The organism is Pelagimonas sp., from assembly GCF_058892305.1.
This window is the reverse complement of the sequence record NZ_JBZXVN010000025.1, coordinates 1-15550: the sequence shown is the minus strand read 5'-3', so window position 1 is coordinate 15550 and position 15550 is coordinate 1. Positions and strand designations below refer to the sequence as shown.

At 56.5% G+C, this 15550-nt stretch carries 14 protein-coding genes; 7 read left to right on the top strand and 7 right to left on the bottom strand.

Annotation, left to right across the window (positions count from 1 at the left end; genetic code table 11):
* Nucleotides 1–8 precede the first annotated feature (8 nt).
* From soxR to AC5EFR_RS10800, 3 genes are read left to right on the top strand one after another with little or no spacing between them, the layout of a single operon-like run.
* Nucleotides 9–461, top strand: coding sequence for a redox-sensitive transcriptional activator SoxR (gene soxR / locus AC5EFR_RS10810; RefSeq protein WP_493575835.1), 453 nt, complete (start codon nucleotides 9–11; stop codon nucleotides 459–461).
* Between the two features lie 24 nt (nucleotides 462–485).
* A complete protein-coding gene (locus AC5EFR_RS10805) occupies nucleotides 486–830 on the top strand; it encodes an MmcQ/YjbR family DNA-binding protein (protein ID WP_493575834.1) in 345 nt (114 codons plus the stop codon).
* Nucleotides 827–1510 (top strand): alpha/beta hydrolase, encoded by a 684-nt coding sequence (locus tag AC5EFR_RS10800; RefSeq protein ID WP_493575833.1) that lies wholly within the window; start codon nucleotides 827–829, stop codon nucleotides 1508–1510. The genes AC5EFR_RS10805 and AC5EFR_RS10800 overlap by 4 nt, the downstream gene beginning before the upstream one ends.
* 76 nt (nucleotides 1511–1586) lie before the next feature.
* On the opposite strand, the gene mltG is transcribed toward AC5EFR_RS10800, so the two are convergent.
* The 3 genes from mltG to AC5EFR_RS10785 form a co-directional block, all read right to left on the bottom strand.
* Nucleotides 1587–2738 (bottom strand): endolytic transglycosylase MltG, encoded by a 1152-nt coding sequence (gene mltG, locus AC5EFR_RS10795; protein WP_493575832.1) that lies wholly within the window; start codon nucleotides 2736–2738, stop codon nucleotides 1587–1589.
* A gap of 6 nt (nucleotides 2739–2744) precedes the next feature.
* Entirely contained in the window at nucleotides 2745–4007 is a 1263-nt protein-coding gene (fabF, locus tag AC5EFR_RS10790; protein WP_493575831.1) for a beta-ketoacyl-ACP synthase II, read from the bottom strand.
* Between the two features lie 249 nt (nucleotides 4008–4256).
* Nucleotides 4257–5057: a glycosyl transferase gene (locus AC5EFR_RS10785; RefSeq protein WP_493575830.1), complete on the bottom strand. Its 801-nt coding sequence runs from the start codon at nucleotides 5055–5057 to the stop codon at nucleotides 4257–4259.
* A gap of 241 nt (nucleotides 5058–5298) precedes the next feature.
* Here AC5EFR_RS10785 and rsgA point away from each other — a divergent pair, with 241 nt between their 5' ends.
* Nucleotides 5299–6327 carry a ribosome small subunit-dependent GTPase A gene (gene rsgA / locus AC5EFR_RS10780; RefSeq protein ID WP_493575829.1) on the top strand — a complete coding sequence of 343 codons (1029 nt, stop codon included), beginning with the start codon at nucleotides 5299–5301 and terminating at the stop codon, nucleotides 6325–6327.
* 85 nt (nucleotides 6328–6412) lie between these two features.
* Here the strand turns inward: rsgA and AC5EFR_RS10775 are convergent, their stop codons facing one another.
* From AC5EFR_RS10775 to AC5EFR_RS10760, 4 genes are all read right to left on the bottom strand, one after another.
* Nucleotides 6413–7576 carry a M20 aminoacylase family protein gene (locus tag AC5EFR_RS10775; RefSeq protein WP_493575828.1) on the bottom strand — a complete coding sequence of 388 codons (1164 nt, stop codon included), beginning with the start codon at nucleotides 7574–7576 and terminating at the stop codon, nucleotides 6413–6415.
* A 173-nt stretch (nucleotides 7577–7749) separates the two neighbouring features.
* Nucleotides 7750–8907, bottom strand: coding sequence for an acetylornithine deacetylase (argE, locus tag AC5EFR_RS10770; protein ID WP_493575827.1), 1158 nt, complete (start codon nucleotides 8905–8907; stop codon nucleotides 7750–7752).
* A 70-nt stretch (nucleotides 8908–8977) separates the two neighbouring features.
* A complete protein-coding gene (locus AC5EFR_RS10765) occupies nucleotides 8978–9883 on the bottom strand; it encodes an endonuclease/exonuclease/phosphatase family protein (RefSeq protein WP_493575826.1) in 906 nt (301 codons plus the stop codon).
* Nucleotides 9884–9925: 42 nt separating this feature from the next.
* Nucleotides 9926–11770, bottom strand: a complete 1845-nt coding sequence (locus AC5EFR_RS10760; protein ID WP_493575825.1) for an ABC transporter ATP-binding protein — start codon at nucleotides 11768–11770, stop codon at nucleotides 9926–9928.
* 280 nt (nucleotides 11771–12050) lie between these two features.
* On the opposite strand from AC5EFR_RS10760, the gene AC5EFR_RS10755 reads away from it, so the two are divergent.
* The 3 genes from AC5EFR_RS10755 to AC5EFR_RS10745 all read left to right on the top strand — a co-directional run.
* The gene (locus AC5EFR_RS10755; protein ID WP_493575824.1) at nucleotides 12051–13748 is read left to right on the top strand and encodes a peptide ABC transporter substrate-binding protein; all 1698 of its coding nucleotides are present in this window, start codon (nucleotides 12051–12053) and stop codon (nucleotides 13746–13748) included.
* A gap of 122 nt (nucleotides 13749–13870) precedes the next feature.
* Nucleotides 13871–14878: an ABC transporter permease gene (locus AC5EFR_RS10750; RefSeq protein WP_493575823.1), complete on the top strand. Its 1008-nt coding sequence runs from the start codon at nucleotides 13871–13873 to the stop codon at nucleotides 14876–14878.
* Nucleotides 14871–15550: ABC transporter permease (locus AC5EFR_RS10745; RefSeq protein ID WP_493575822.1), on the top strand; the 680-nt coding region annotated here is incomplete at its 3' end. The genes AC5EFR_RS10750 and AC5EFR_RS10745, both read left to right, overlap by 8 nt.

The window sequence follows — 15550 nt, the reverse complement described above, 5'->3', positions numbered from 1 at the left end:
ACAATAAGATGAAGAGACATGATTTAACAATTGGCGATGTAGCCGACCGCACCGGCCTCGCCACGTCGGCCATTCGCCACTACGAATCAGAGGGGCTAGTCCATCCCTATCGCAATGATGCAGGTCAGCGCCGCTTTGCCAGAACGGACATCCGGCGGCTGTCATTCATCCTCATCGCCCAACAACTCGGCTTTCCCCTATCCGACATTCGCGATCAGCTTGCCCCCCTGCCACAATCGCGCGGCCCCAATAAATCCGATTGGGCGCGCATGTCGCGCCGATTTGGCCGGGTCTTGGATGAGAGGATCGCGCAAATGCAACGCCTGCGCGATCGGCTTGATGGCTGTATCGGCTGCGGGTGCCTGTCGCTGGAAACCTGCGCCTTGTACAATGCCGAAGATCGCGCCGCCAAACGCGGCACCGGGCCGCGCTTTGTGATCGACGACACTGTGGACGACTAGGTCAAACCGGTCCACACTGTGTCCATGACACGTGAATTGGTAAATGAAATTTGTCAGGGGCTTGCCGGGGCAACGTGGTCCGACCCTTGGGGCGGTGGCCATGATGCTTGGAAGGTCGGCGACAAGATGTTCGCCTGCATCGGCGCGATCCAAGATGGCGTATCGGTGAAGACACCATCCATCGAAGATGCCCAACTTTTGATCGACATGGGGCGCGGCGTCAAAGCCCCCTATTTTCACCGCTCTTGGGTGCGGGTGGATTGGACGGCTGTTTCCAACGATGAATTGCGAGACCGGATCGAAACATCCTACAGACTGGTGTTTTCGGGCCTGACCAAAAAGCTGCAACGCGAGATTTCCGGCAGATGAGGCCTCTGTATTTGCACGGATTGCCCGGCTCTGGGGCCGAGCTGTCGCTGGCTGTGCAAGAGATTGAGGTTTTGGATCGAAACGCACCAAGTTTTGCGCAATTGGCGCTGTCTCTTCCAAATGGGCCTTTGCATTTGATCGGGTTTTCCCTTGGGGCCGCTTGTGCATTGCGACTGGCTGCGTTGGCCCCCGAAAAGATTGCCAAGCTGACCCTGATCTCCGCCGCCGCCCCCTTGGAACTTGGCGATTTCCTGCCCGATATGGCCGGGGCACACGTGTTTCGCGCCGCCCGCTCTCATGCGCAGCTCAGCGCGTTAACCGCCGTTCAATCCACATTAGCACGGGTTTCACCGGGTATGATGGCGCGCATGTTGGCTCGGGGCACAGGCCTAGATGAAACACAGTTGATCACCAGCGCCGGAGTAAAGCGCGCATTGGCCGAAGGGTTGACCACACACAAACAAATCTACTTGCGAGAACTATCTGCTTATGTGCAACCTTGGGCGCATCATTTACCATTGGTCCACTGCCCGGTCACGTTGATCCATGGGGCCAAGGACCGCTGGGCCCCGCTTGCAATGGCCAAAGCGTTGCATCGCGCCCTACCCCAATCATCGCTGACAATCGAAGCGGAGTGCGGGCACTACGGATGCCTCAAACGTAGCCTAGAAAGGCTTTGACCAAAGCTCGCGTCTGAACCCAAATTTCATCGATGAAATTTGCAAATTCCGTGCACGGAATTTAACCGCGCCCAGTTTAATTGGCGCGCTCCAACGCCCTATAGGCGGCGACATTGCGGTTGTGTTCATCCAAGGTCACCGCAAAGTTGTGACCGTCGCGCGGGTCCAAGGTCTTGGCGACAAAGAAGATGAAATCCGATTGCTCCGGGTTCAACGCAGCTTCGATACTCGCGCGACCGGGGTTGGCAATCGGTGTCGGCGGCAAGGCCGGAATCACATAGGTGTTATAGGCCGTCGCCTTGCGCAGCTCGGACTGGCGCAAACCGCGTCCCAACGTGCCTTCACCTTTGGTAATGCCATAGATCACCGTCGGGTCGGTTTGCAGGCGCATACCCTTTTCGAGACGGTTCACAAAAACACTGGCCACAAGACCACGTTCGCCATCGCCACCAGTTTCTTTCTCAACGATGGACGCCATAACCAAGGCCTCTTCCGGCGTTTTATAGGGTAAACCACTTGCGCGACCTTCCCACGCCAGAGAAAGAATAAGCTCTTGCGCGTCCACCATGCGGGAAATCACGCTATCGCGGCTATCACCGGGACTGAACTCATAGCTATCGGGGGCCAATGTCCCTTCGTCAGGTTGGTCAACCGAGCCTTCCAAAAGGTCAATGCCGTTCAGCGCGTTGACGATTTGCCAGCTGGTCACGCCTTCGGCCAAAGCAATCCGGTACCGAGTGTCCGCCTTTTCCAGAACCGCCGTATAGGCAGCTGGGTCGTCATCCTCAGCGGGGTTAAACGCCGCCATCTCTTCGTAGCGGCCTGTTGCCGGGTTGATCTCACGGACCTGAACCGAGGCCCGTGTCACACCAATACGATAGACAACTTCGGTGCCACAGGTCGACGCGCCGCCACGGGTCACAACATCGGTGATATCCGCCATCGACGCACCGGGTTTGACCAGATAGCTACCGGCTTTGAGTGCTTGGGTTTTCTTGGTGTAATCTGCCCCAAGGCGAAAGATGGAGGAGTTGGAAATGGCCCCTCGCTCTTCGAGGGTCTGAGACAGTTTGCGCATGGAGGTGCCACGCGGCACCTCAACACAAATCGCCTGAGCAAGCGGACCTTGCGCACTATATTGATTTTGTCCCCACAGCAGAACGCCGGCAAGGACAAAGACCACGACAACCAAAAAGGTCATCGCATTAGACGCGAGGCTCCGCCACATCAGAGGTTACTCCACCTTACCGAAAATCACCGAGGCATTGGTGCCACCAAAGCCAAAGCTGTTGGACAAGGCATAGGTGATCTCCCGCTCATGCTTGGCCTTGGCGGCCAAATTCAGAGGGGTTTCAACCGCTGGATTGTCGAGGTTCAAGGTCGGCGGGGCGACTTGATCGCGGATCGCCAGGATCGAGAAGATCGCCTCAATCGCACCCGCAGCCCCCAAAAGGTGCCCGGTGGCGGATTTGGTCGAGGACATCGTCGCCTTGCCGGCCGCATCCCCCATCAAACGCTCAACAGCGCCCAACTCAATGGTATCGGCCATGGTCGATGTGCCATGGGCGTTGATGTAGTCAATGGAAGACGCGTCCAGACCGGCGTCCTTCAAAGCAGCCCGCATCGAGCGCTCACCACCTTCACCATCCTCGGATGGCGCTGTGATGTGATAGGCATCGCCGGACAGGCCGTAACCGCAGACCTCTGCGTAAATCTTGGCACCGCGCGCCTTGGCGTGTTCATATTCTTCGAGAATAACAACACCGGCCCCCTCGCCCATGACAAACCCGTCGCGGTCTGCATCATAGGGGCGGCTTGCGGCCTTAGGATCCTCAGCGCGTTTGGTGCTCAGCGCCTTGCAAGCGTTGAACCCGGCAATACCGATTTCGCCAATCGCGGCCTCGGCCCCACCGGCAACCATAACATCCGCGTCACCATATTTGATCAAACGCGCCGCATCGCCAATGGCATGGGCCCCGGTAGAACAGGCGGTGACAACCGCATGGTTTGGCCCTTTAAAGCCGAACTTGATCGAAACATTACCCGAAATCAGGTTGATCAAAGCACCGGGAATAAAGAACGGCGATACGCGGCGCGGGCCACGTTCCTTGATCAAAATCGCCGTATCCGCGATCGAATTCAAACCACCAATACCCGAGCCGATCATGACACCGGTACGCTCACGCGCTTCGTCGGTCTCAGGCTCCCAACCGGAATCCTTGACCGCCTGAATGGCCGCAGCAACACCAAACAAGATGAACTCATCCACCTTGCGCTGCTCTTTTTTATCAAGCCAATCCGACGGATTAAACGTGCCATCACTGCCATCGCCATAAGGCACTTCACAGGCGTAATTGGTGGCAAGGTGGTTGGCATCAAACTTGGTGATTGTGCCGGCCCCAGATTGCCCATCCAACAGACGTGACCATGTTTCTTCGACCCCACATGCCAGCGGAGTGACCAGTCCTAGCCCTGTTACTACTACTCGACGTGCCATGCGAACGTCCTTTCCTCAATCTCTCTTGCCCCGCTCTTACCCTGTCTGCCCGCATAGGGGCAAGGGTTCGCAAACTATCATAGCGGAGCATTGCCTTCCCCACATAGGGACCGTTCTTCATCTTGCTATACAAACTCCGGGGAGTCTCGACCCCAGCTCGAGACGGGGCAGCGCCCCAACTGCGCATGCCTCACCCACACCGCTCAGACGGGACCGCCCAAATTCCATGCATGGAATTTGCCTCTCGCCTCACGCCCACTGCGCGCCCAAATCGTCACGTGTTCGATCAACCCAATGATCCTGCAACCAGCCACAGGGCTTGGCATATCGAATGAGCGAGCCGGTGTAGCCCTCGATCGCTTGCGGCATTTTGGGGCGGCCATGAAAACACACCACTTTGGTGGCCTCTGGCAACGTCGCGGCGCGCAAGTAATTCATCGGAAACGGGTTGCAGTCATACTTGAACGACACCACCCAATCACCCGGAATATAAGTGAAAACACCGTTATCCATCGCCTTGTGCGAGGTATATCGTTGCTCCGATCCACGCGCCTTTTCCACCTCTTCATAGGGGTTGGCGGCAAGATCGTTATACAAGAACGGATGCGCCGCTGGATCAAATCGAAACACCGATCCGTGCCCGGTTGGGCGGCCCTTGCGTGCCTCTACCCAATCGTGGCGCATGGCGATTGTCCCCGGTGCGAGGTCGTGGATCTCGTCCAGTGACCCGGTGATCACCACGTCCAAATCAAACCCCAACACCGGCCCTTTGAGATCAGGGACCAAACCGGGCTTGAACAAAGACGTCTTGCGCATTGCACCTTGACGGTTCGCCACCGCAAGCGCTCTGTTCATCGGCTCCAAGTAGGGTTCCACCGGCAGCGGGATCACCTCAATATCAGGGTGCAACCCATCGGTTTCTTCGGTCATGCAAATAAACCGTACCGGGCGAGACATGTTCCGACGCACACCAGAATAGAGCCGGTTCACATATTCAGGCCCAAACAGAGTGCCCCATTTGATGCACATGATATTGACTGGATCGCTCATTTCATTTCCCGGCGCTTGTTCGTGTCTTCGCCATAACAACAGGTGGGACAATTTGCCAGAACCCCTTGCCCCGGGGCGCTCAAATCGCTACCTCACCACCAACATCAACCCGAGTGTCGGAGGTTTTTTGGAGATTGTATCCATCCTCCGGGTCGCAGATTACTAATCTGGCGACCCGAGCAAGCCTTACCAACCGCCCATCCGGCGGTGGGTTTACGCATGCCTTTACGGGACTAAGACATTGACTAACTTTACTCTTTCTGACCTTGGATGGTCGGATCACTTTGCACGCCAAGTCACAGAAGACACGGGCGAGCTTACCCCTGCCCGCATCTATGAGGTGCAGCGCGACTTGCTTTTGGTGCTTACCGAAGACGGCACAAAATCGCTGATCCCAATCGAGTCTGCCGGCGAATATGCCGTCGGTGATTGGCTGCTATGCGATGGTGTCAAAGCCCTGCACCGCCTTGATCCGATTTCGAATCTCACGCGCAAGGCCGCCGGTCACGTCAATTACCAACAGCGCATCGCCGCCAACATCGACACCATCGCCATCGTCACCAGCTGCAACGCGGACTTCAATGTGCCACGGCTGGAACGGTATTTGGCCATGGTCACAAGCGCCGGGGCCATGCCCTTGGTTTTGTTGACAAAGGCCGACCGCGTTGACGATCCTCGCGATTTTCAACGTCAAGCCGAGCGTATTTCGCCACTGGTCACGGCCATAGCCTTGAACGCCAAAGACCCCGACGACATCGCGCAACTGATCCCGTGGTGCAAAAACGGACAAACCTTGGCGCTTATCGGCTCTTCGGGTGTGGGGAAAACCACCCTGCGCAATTCGTTGACCGGCGAAAATGCGGAAACGCAGGACATCCGCGAGGATGATGCCCGTGGTCGTCACACCACCACGCATCGCTCACTTGTGCCAACACCTTATGGTGGCTGGTTGATCGACACGCCCGGCATGCGCGAATTGCAATTGGCCGGCATGGAAGACGGCATCAGCGCGGTTTTTGAGGATATCGAAATTCTCGCGACCGAATGCAAATTCAACGATTGCGCCCATGAGGGTGAGCCGGGCTGTGCGGTTCAAAAGGCGATCTCTAAAGGCGAGCTTGACGAAGACCGGCTCAACCGATGGCGCAAACTGCTTCGTGAAGACGAGTACAATACCGAAAGCATTGCCCGCCAACGCGCCCGCAACAAATCCTTTTCTAAAATGGTGAAGAAAACCATGGACGGATCGAAAAAGCGCAAAGGGCGATAGCCGCCAAGGCGTTGTTTAAAAAACCAAAGGCCGCCGGGATATCCCAGCGGCCTTTTCAATTTCTGAACCCAAAACCGAAGCGGTTTTAGGCAATCGGCATACGCTGTTCGACGATCTCAGCCCACCAGCTACAGCCAGCAGGGATGGCATTGTCGTCAAAATTATACTCTGGGTGGTGCACGGCGGCGGTGTCACCATTGCCAACCAGAATATAGGCACCGGGGCGCTCTTCGAGCATAAAGGCAAAGTCTTCTCCGCCCATCACCAGAGGCGCTTCTTCGCAGGTACCAGAGACCGAACGCGCCACTTCGGCGGCAAATTCGGTTTGAACCTCGTGATTGACCATGACCGGATAGCCCCGGTTATAGGCTACATCGACGGTGCCGCCAAAAGTGGTCGCAATCCCCTGACAAATCTCGTTAATGCGCTTTTCAGCAAGGTCACGCATGTCTTTGGACATGGTGCGCACGGTGCCTTTGATCTGGACCGATTGCGGAATCACATTGAAGGCTTTGGACGAGGTTTCAAACGAGGTGACCGACACCACAACCTGGTCCACCGGATCGGCATTGCGCGATGCGATGGTTTGCAGCGCCAAGACCGCTTGGGCCGACATCACCGTGCTGTCGATGGTCTCATTTGGCTTGGCCGCATGGCCACCTTTGCCCTCGAACGTAATATCATAGGTGTCGGTGGCCGCGAAAAACGCACCGGGACGAATAGCAAAGGACCCAACCGGGCGACCCGGCCAGTTGTGCATGCCATAGACCTCTTGGATGTCCCAACGGTCCATCATGCCATCATCGCACATTTCTTTGCCGCCGCCGCCGCCCTCTTCGGCGGGCTGAAAGATCACCACAACAGTGCCGTCAAAATTGCGCGTCTCGGAAAGGTACTTCGCCGCGCCAAGCAGCATCGCCGTGTGGCCATCGTGGCCACAGGCATGCATCGCGCCCGGCGTTTTGGAGGCATAGTCCAAACCGGTCGCCTCAAGAATAGGCAGCGCATCCATATCGGCGCGCAGGCCAATCACTTTGCCCGAGCCGGATTCCCGCCCTTTGATCACACCCACCACGCCGGTGCGCCCGATGCCTGTCACGATCTCATCACAGCCAAACTCCTTGAGCTTGTCCGCCACCAGCGCCGAGGTGCGATGCGTGTCAAACAATATCTCTGGGTTCTCGTGGATGTCACGACGCCACAGGGTGATTTCATCCTGCAACTCGGCAAAACGGTTCTTAACGGGCATGAAGGGCTCCATGATTGGATGAGCGATTAAGGCGAGGTTTGGGGCCCATGGACCCTCTGGCCATATAGGCCGATAACAATACCCTGCCAGCCCTTTCTTAACAAAGCAAGTGGTCAGGGTATCAGACCAGTCCAGCCAATTTGTACATTTCGGAGCGGGTTTTGTACAAATTGCTAAGTGAGCCGTGCCAGTAACCGCTCCATAAACCGCTGCCCTTCTTCGAATTGCGCAGTGGTGATGAACTCATTGGGTTGATGCGCAACGTCAATATTTCCCGGCCCGCACACCACAACTTTGTAGCCAGCATTCTGAAAATGGCTGGCCTCGGTTCCATAGCTGACAAACCCGTCGGAATTGTCACCCGTGAGCTGACGCACCAATTGTTCGGCGGTGTTCTCGGCCTCTGGCGCAAAGGGCGGCAGGTCAAACATTTCCGTCGCCACAATCGCCGTTTCCGGCCGCACCGCCTGCATGGTTGCCTCTAGTTTGGCCCGCGCCTCTTCGAACTCTGCGCGCCATTGATCAAGGCTCTCGCCCGGCACAACCCGGAACCCAACCGCAAAGCGGCAATCCTTGGCAGTGATGTTATGGGCGGTGCCGCCGGAGATCATTCCGACATGAACATTGGTATAAGGCGGGTCAAAAAACGCGGCCATACCTTGGGGCGTGGCGGCGGCTTGGGCATCGTTGACCTGATTGCACCATTCGATCAGTTTCGCGCCATACATGATGGCGCTGACCCCGGTTTGCAGGATTGAACTATGGACCTCAAACCCTTGCATTTGCACATCAAAACTAACAAATCCCTTGTGGCCCAGCACCGCGCGCAGCTCGGTTGGTTCGCCAACAATCACATCACTGGCCTTGGGCAAAATCTGCATCGCCTTGGCCAACCCTTCGGCCCCGGTACAACCGACCTCCTCATCAAAGCTTAGGGCGATTTGCAACGGACGGGTCACCCCCATGCGCTGTGCCTCAACCATGGCCCAAATCGCCAGTGCGTCAAACCCTTTCATGTCCGTAGAGCCACGCCCATAAAGACGCCCGTCCCTCTCAACCAAAGTGAACGGGTCCGTAACCCAATCTTGCCCCTCAACCGGGACAACGTCGGTATGGCCGGATAACACAACGCCCCCCGCGATCTCAGGGCCGACATGGGCAAACAACGCCGCCTTGTCGCGATCTTCATTCCAGTGGCGATGACAAAGGATGCCGTGGCCTTGCAGATAGGTTTCGACCCAATCAATCAAGTCGAGGTTGCTATCGCTGCTAACGGTCGGAAAGGCGACAAGCCGTTCCAGAATGGCGCGTGGACTAAGTGTTTGGGCCATGGGCATCCCTTTTTGCCTGAATTGCGGCCACCTTACGCCTTTGCCCAGCCGTGTCACGGGGCAGACCGGGTTAAGGCAATCTAAAATCCGCAACCACCGGATAATGATCGGAGGGCCAGCCGCCGCCATATTGTTGACGGACAATCCAAGGCCCGCCAATCTGTTCGATCTGGGGCGTTGCTCCAATGCGATCAATCGCACCAAAAAGGCCAAGACCAGCATTGAAATGAAAGGTCGACCCAACCGTTTCAAGGATTTTCAAACCCGCCTTGCGCAGGGTTTGAACCGTGCGGCCATCATCAAGCGCATTGGTGTCCCCCACCACAAAGATCGGGTCGCCGCGCTCAAGGATCGGAGCGATTTTGTCAGTTAGCATGTGGGCCGCTTGTTGGCGTCTATCTGGATCGCTGTAATGGAAGTGGACGTTGTAGACGTGAAACACCTTGCCCAACCGGTCGCGAAATGTTGCCCAAGAACAGTAGTATATCCAAAACTCCTTGAGCTGCTGTTCACGGGCGACGTCGTCTGGGTCATCAAAATAGAACCATCCTTGATCCAAGACCGAGACGTGATCTTTGCGATAAAAGATCGGTTGCCGCGTTGGGAAAACCCTCCAATCGCCGCTGCCGGCGATGGCGTATTCTGGATTTCGGGCCAAAAGCGCATCGCGAGCAAGGTTTCGCGAGCGATCCGAGCCATCGGCAATGCTCACCATTTCTTGAAAGGCGATGATATCCGCATCCAAGGCCTTGAGCGTTGCATCCAAGGCCCCTTTGCGCCGGTCCCAGTCCGCCAGTGACCATGGCCCAGTTGCGCGATCAAGCCGGATGAAATGCACATTATACGAGGCAATGCGCAGGGCCGCGTCTGATTTGGGCGGTGGAACAGGCTCTGGGGTGTGGGCCGCACAGCCCACGAGCACACAGGAAAATGCCAGACAGGCGAAGACGTGTCTGACTTTCCTAAAACATGTCATCTAAATACCTTTGGCTGCCGTGGACGTCCGGCAGCCAAATATTCAATACCCGCTATCTGAAATCAAGACTTTGTGGCCTGGGCTGACCTCTTTGTACTCAGAGGGACCCGGTACATAGCCAACGGGATGAATCGGCGACGGGATCGGCTTGAAATTGAGGTCTTTTTCAGACTTGCGTTTGCGCGGGTCCGCGATTGGAACCGCACTCATCAGAGCTTTGGTATAGGGGTGTTGTGGGTCTTCGAACACCGCGCGGCGCGGCCCTAGTTCAACGATCCGACCCAGATACATGACGCCAACGTGGTGGCTCACCCGTTCGACAACCGCCATGTCATGGCTGATGAAGAGATAGCCAAGGCCCAACTCCTGCTGGAGCTCCATCATCAGATTGATGACCTGCGCCTGAACCGAAACGTCGAGCGCCGACACTGCTTCGTCGGCGACGATCAGTTTGGGGTTCAGGGCAAGGGCACGCGCGATGGCGATCCGCTGGCGTTGACCTCCAGAAAGTTCGTGCGGATAGCGACGCATAAAGCTGCGCGGCAGCTCGACGCGGTCAAATAGATTGGCAACACGATCATGCAATTCGCTTTTGTCATAAGAACCATAGTTCAAAAGCGGCTCTGTGATTTGATCCATCAACACCATTTGCGGATTGAGCGAGGCAAAGGGATCTTGGAAGATCATCTGCATGTCCTGCCGGACGGCGTGCAACCCTTTGGCGTCCAAGGACATCACATCACAGCAATCAAACTCAACATGACCCGATTGCGGCTCAACCAGACGCAGGATCGAGCGACCGGCGGTTGATTTCCCACAGCCAGATTCACCCACAAGACTTAGAGTTTGGCCCTTGTTGATGGTGAAGGACAGGTCTTCGACCGCGTGGACGTTGGCAACGGTGCGCCGGAAAAATCCGCCTTTGACCGGAAAGCGCGTGGTCAGGTTTTTGACCGTCAGGATCACCTCATCGCTGCCTTTGATCGGCACGGGATTGTGATCCTCTTGGCCGACAAGACGCATGGGTTCAGGAAGGTCTTTGCCGGTCATTTCGCCAAGTTTGGGAACCGCCGCCAAGAGCGCTTGGGTATAGGGGTGTTTTGGGTCCTCGAAGATTTCTTCGACGGTGCCCTCTTCGACCTTGTTGCCGCGGAACATAACGACCACACGGTCGGCCATTTGCGCCACAACCGCCATGTCATGGGTGATAAACATCACCGCCGTGCCGGTTTCGCGCTTGAGGCGGTCCATCAGCGCCAAGATTTCCGCCTGAATAGTCACGTCCAAGGCGGTGGTCGGCTCATCCGCGATCAACAGGCGCGGTTTGCAGGCCATGGCCATCGCAATCACCACGCGCTGGCGCATTCCGCCCGACAATTCATGGGGGTATTGGCTCAGCCGACGCTCGGGCTCTGGGATGCGGACTTCGCGCAAAAGTTCAAGCGCGCGTTCGGCGGCTTGGGCCTTGGTCATGCCGCGATGCACGCGCAGCCCTTCGGTCAATTGACGGCCAACGGTGAACACCGGGTTCAGCGCGGTCATCGGTTCTTGAAAGATCATCCCGATCTCGTCGCCGCGAATCCCCCGCATTTTGTCTTGGTCGACCTCAGTCAGGTCGATAACGCCACCCTCGCGACGATCAAAAAGCAGGCGACCGCCTGAAATTTCACCACCACCGTATTCGACCAATCGCATCAATGACAGCGAGGAAACCGATTTTCCGGACCCCGATTCGCCAACAACACAGACGGTTTCGCCGGACCCAACTTCGAAAGAAACGTCCTCGACCCCAAGGACAGGTCCGTCCTTAGTTTGAAACTCAACCCGCAGTTTTTCTATGCGGGCGATAGGACCTGTGTTGGTGGCCGCGGGGGCTGCATCAAGCATGGTTAGCGCTCCAAATTCATTTGGGGGCCAAGGCTAGTGCCTGTGTCGACAAAGTGTAAACCCCTGCAAATTTATTTCCGCACCTGCCGATACGTTTCCTCAATGCAGCCCTTGCAATTTGTCAGACTTCTGTTTTCGATGTTGATCAGTGTGGGTTCGGTTTATGCGTGTTTTTTGGGCAATCGCTTGCGGTTGCTTTCGGAGGGTGCCAAGCTCGAACTCATTAATCAAAGTGGACAGGGTCATCAAAGAACCCTGCTCAAACAACATGGAGAGTGATATGAAACTCAAGTCTTTGATGCTTGGGGCTGCGGCGTCTTTCGCGCTGGCCCCTGCTGCATTCGCGGAACGCGGTGGCGATGGCGAAGTCAAAATCATATATTGGCAGGCCCCGTCGATCCTGAACCCCTTCCTGTCGGGCGGGACCAAGGACGTGGAATCGGCGTCGATGATCATCGAGCCTCTGGCGCGCTATAACGAAAAAGGCGAACTGGTTCCTTGGTTGGTCACAGAAGTGCCCACCGTGGCCAATGGCGGCGTGAGCGAAGACCTGACCTCGATCACTTGGAACATCACCCCCGGTCTGACATGGTCTGATGGCTCGCCCTTCACCTCTGCGGATGTCGCGTTCACCTACGAGTATTGCACAGACCCAGAAGGCGGATGCGCCCAGCTGACCAAATTCGAAGGCGTGAAATCGGTGGAAACACCCGATGACACCACCGTGATTGTGACATTCGAAGGTCCGACACCAAACCCATATGGCCCGTTTGTTGGTGGCGAAAGCCCGATCCTGCAAAAGGCCCAGTTCAGCGCGTGCATGGGCGCCGCAGCATCGACCTGTACCGAGCAGAACTTTAACCCAATCGGCACCGGCCCCTTTGTGGTTGATGAGTTCAAACCAAATGACGTGATCGTCATGTCCGCCAACCAGAACTATCGCGTGGCTGACAAGCCTGCCTTTGCCAAAGTGACCTTCAAAGGGGGCGGCTCGGCAGCAGCATCCGGGACGGCCGTTATGGAAACCGGCGAATTTGACTATGCTTGGAACCTCCAGCTGGCACCCGATGTGATCGCCAAAATGGAAGCCGGCGGCAAAGGCACACCGGTTGCGGGCTTTGGTCCTCTGCTTGAGCGTATCATGCTCAACAACACCAACCCATCCGCCGACCTTGGCCCTGATGAGCGCTCGGTTATCCGCCCACACCCATTCCTGAGCGATCCTGCGGTTTACAAAGCCATGTCCATGGCCATCGACCGCCCGCTGTTGGTTGAAGTTGGTTACGGCCAGGCCGGTCGTGTCTCTTGCTCTTGGGTTCCGGCCCCAGAAGCCTTTGCAATCGACGTCGAAGGCTGTGACGTTCAAGACATCGCAGGCGCCAACAAAATGCTTGATGATGCGGGCATCGTTGACACCGACGGAGACGGCATCCGCGAAAAAGACGGTGTACCGCTGAGCGTGCTGTACCAAACCTCGACCAACGCCGTGCGTCAGGATTTCCAAGCTCTGATCAAAGAGTGGTGGGGCGAAATCGGCATGGAAGTTGAGCTGCGCAATGTCGACGCGTCAGTCTTCTTTGGCGGTGACGCGGGTTCGCCTGATACGTTCCAGAAGTTCTATGCAGACGTCGAAATGTACGCCAACACCTTTAACGGCACCGATCCTCAGGCCTATCTGGGCAACGGTCTGTGCGACAAGGCTCCGCGTCCAGATAGCCAGTGGCAGGGTGAGAACATCTCACGCTTCTGCTCGGAAGAGTTTGACGCCCTGCACGCAGAGCTGTCGGCTACCGCCGATATGTCCGAGCGCTCGCGCATTGGTAAGGCGCTGAGCCAGATGGCGTTTGACGAAGGCATGATGATCCCGCTGGTTCACCGTGGCCGTTTGTCCGCACATGCCAACTCTTTGGGCGGTGTGATCCTGAACGTTTGGGACAGTGAGCTTTGGAACGTTGCCGATTGGCACCGTATCAAGTAATGCGAATTTGGGTGCCGCGGGAGACTGCGGCACCCGTTTTCGTTTTCAAGTGATGGGCAGGCGCTCCCTGCCCTTCTCCGAAGGACCCAAATCCCCATGAAACTAATGATCCGAGGCGCCGCATGCTGACATATGCCATCAGGCGGTTGATCCTTTCTATTCCGACGCTTCTGTTCATCAGTTTCGTCATCTTCATGCTGCTACAGCTTGCTCCGGGCGACCCAATGGCCCAAGTGCCGCTCACTGTTCCGCCAGAAGTCAAACAGAAGATGCGCGAAGCGCTTGGCGTGGGGGAACCCCCGCTTGTTCAATACTGGAAATGGCTTGTGCAGGTCTTCTGGATTGAACCACAAGTGGCGATTGACGCCATGTTCGGTACCAATTGGTCCGAAGGCAAACAACGTGTGATCAGCTGGCAGACCCGCTCGCCGGTGATGGACATCGTTGTTCAACGTCTCCCACAAACCCTTTGGGTTGTTGGCGTGGCTTATGTTGTTGCGATCCTGATTGCCCTGCCGATTGGCATCTATTCCGCCTATCGCCAGTATTCGGTGTTTGATCAGGCCGGGACCTTTGTGACGATGATCGGCTTTTCGATCCCACCGTTCTTTACCGGCCCGCTTTTGATCGTGATCTTTTCGGTTCAGCTTGGCTGGTTCCCGTCGATCTATGACACCACCCATGTCGTCAATGATTGGGCGTCGTTCAAAGAGCAGCTGGCACAGATGATCATGCCAGTTATGGTTCTCGCCCTCCAGATCACCGCGATGCTGAGCCGCTATATGCGCGCCTCGATGCTCGACAATCTTGGGCAGGACTATGTGCGCACCGCCCGCGCCAAAGGGTTGAGCGAAAGCGTTGTGGTTTTGGTCCACGTTCTACGCAATTCGATGATCCCGGTTGTGACGGTGATTGCCCTTGGCATTCCGTCGATCTTTGGTGGCGCGATCATCACCGAAAACGTGTTCAAGGTGAACGGGATTGGCCAGCTGTTGCTCACCTGGCTCTTTGCCAATGACCTCCCCGGTGTGATGACCCTGACCTTTATCTTTGCCGTGCTCATCGTGCTCTTCAACTTGATTGCAGACATCCTCTACGGCCTGCTCGACCCGAGGATCCGCTATGACTGAGACCATTACCCCTATCGAGGCCCTGAAAGACAAAGGCCCGGACAAGCCGCCACGCTCGCGTTGGAAAGATGTTTGGGACCAGTTCACCAAACACAAAGGCGCGATGTTTGGCCTTGGCTTTTTGTTGTTCATCACACTGGCGGTGCTGATTGGTCCGTTTATTTGGGACGCCGATCCGCAAAAGATCGACATCCGCAACAAGAACATGCGCCCGATCTATACGGCGATTTGGGACGGCGACGCCAAAGTTGGTTGGAACAAACCGTTGGGATCCGATCAATTGGGCCGCGATCAGCTGGCGCAAATCCTTTCTGGTGGTCGGGCGTCTATGGCGGTTGGCTGGGCGGCGATGGTTCTGTCGCTGCTGATTGGCACCGCGATTGGCGTGGCTGCGGGCTTTTACAAAAAGCTTGATGGCCTGCTGATGCGGACAACCGATCTGTTCTTGGCGCTTCCGGTTTTACCACTGTTGTTGCTGGCGGTGACCTTGTTCCGACAACCGCTTACGTCAACCTTTGGGCCGGAAGGCGGGATGTTTATCCTGATCGTGTCGATTATCGCCCTGACCTCTTGGATGCCGACCGCGCGGATTGTGCGTGGCGATGTTCTGGCGATCAAAGAACGAGAATTCGTTCTGGCGGCGCGCTCGATCGGGACCCTACCCGGCAAGAT

Coding starts and splice junctions, on each gene's coding strand:
- soxR (WP_493575835.1), top strand. CDS start 9: ATGAAGAGACATGATTTAACAATTGGCGATGTAGCCGACCGCACCGGC.
- AC5EFR_RS10805 (WP_493575834.1), top strand. CDS start 486: ATGACACGTGAATTGGTAAATGAAATTTGTCAGGGGCTTGCCGGGGCA.
- AC5EFR_RS10800 (WP_493575833.1), top strand. CDS start 827: ATGAGGCCTCTGTATTTGCACGGATTGCCCGGCTCTGGGGCCGAGCTG.
- mltG (WP_493575832.1), bottom strand. CDS start 2,738: ATGTGGCGGAGCCTCGCGTCTAATGCGATGACCTTTTTGGTTGTCGTG.
- fabF (WP_493575831.1), bottom strand. CDS start 4,007: ATGGCACGTCGAGTAGTAGTAACAGGGCTAGGACTGGTCACTCCGCTG.
- AC5EFR_RS10785 (WP_493575830.1), bottom strand. CDS start 5,057: ATGAGCGATCCAGTCAATATCATGTGCATCAAATGGGGCACTCTGTTT.
- AC5EFR_RS10775 (WP_493575828.1), bottom strand. CDS start 7,576: ATGCCCGTTAAGAACCGTTTTGCCGAGTTGCAGGATGAAATCACCCTG.
- argE (WP_493575827.1), bottom strand. CDS start 8,907: ATGGCCCAAACACTTAGTCCACGCGCCATTCTGGAACGGCTTGTCGCC.
- AC5EFR_RS10765 (WP_493575826.1), bottom strand. CDS start 9,883: ATGACATGTTTTAGGAAAGTCAGACACGTCTTCGCCTGTCTGGCATTT.
- AC5EFR_RS10760 (WP_493575825.1), bottom strand. CDS start 11,770: ATGCTTGATGCAGCCCCCGCGGCCACCAACACAGGTCCTATCGCCCGC.
- AC5EFR_RS10755 (WP_493575824.1), top strand. CDS start 12,051: ATGAAACTCAAGTCTTTGATGCTTGGGGCTGCGGCGTCTTTCGCGCTG.
- AC5EFR_RS10750 (WP_493575823.1), top strand. CDS start 13,871: ATGCTGACATATGCCATCAGGCGGTTGATCCTTTCTATTCCGACGCTT.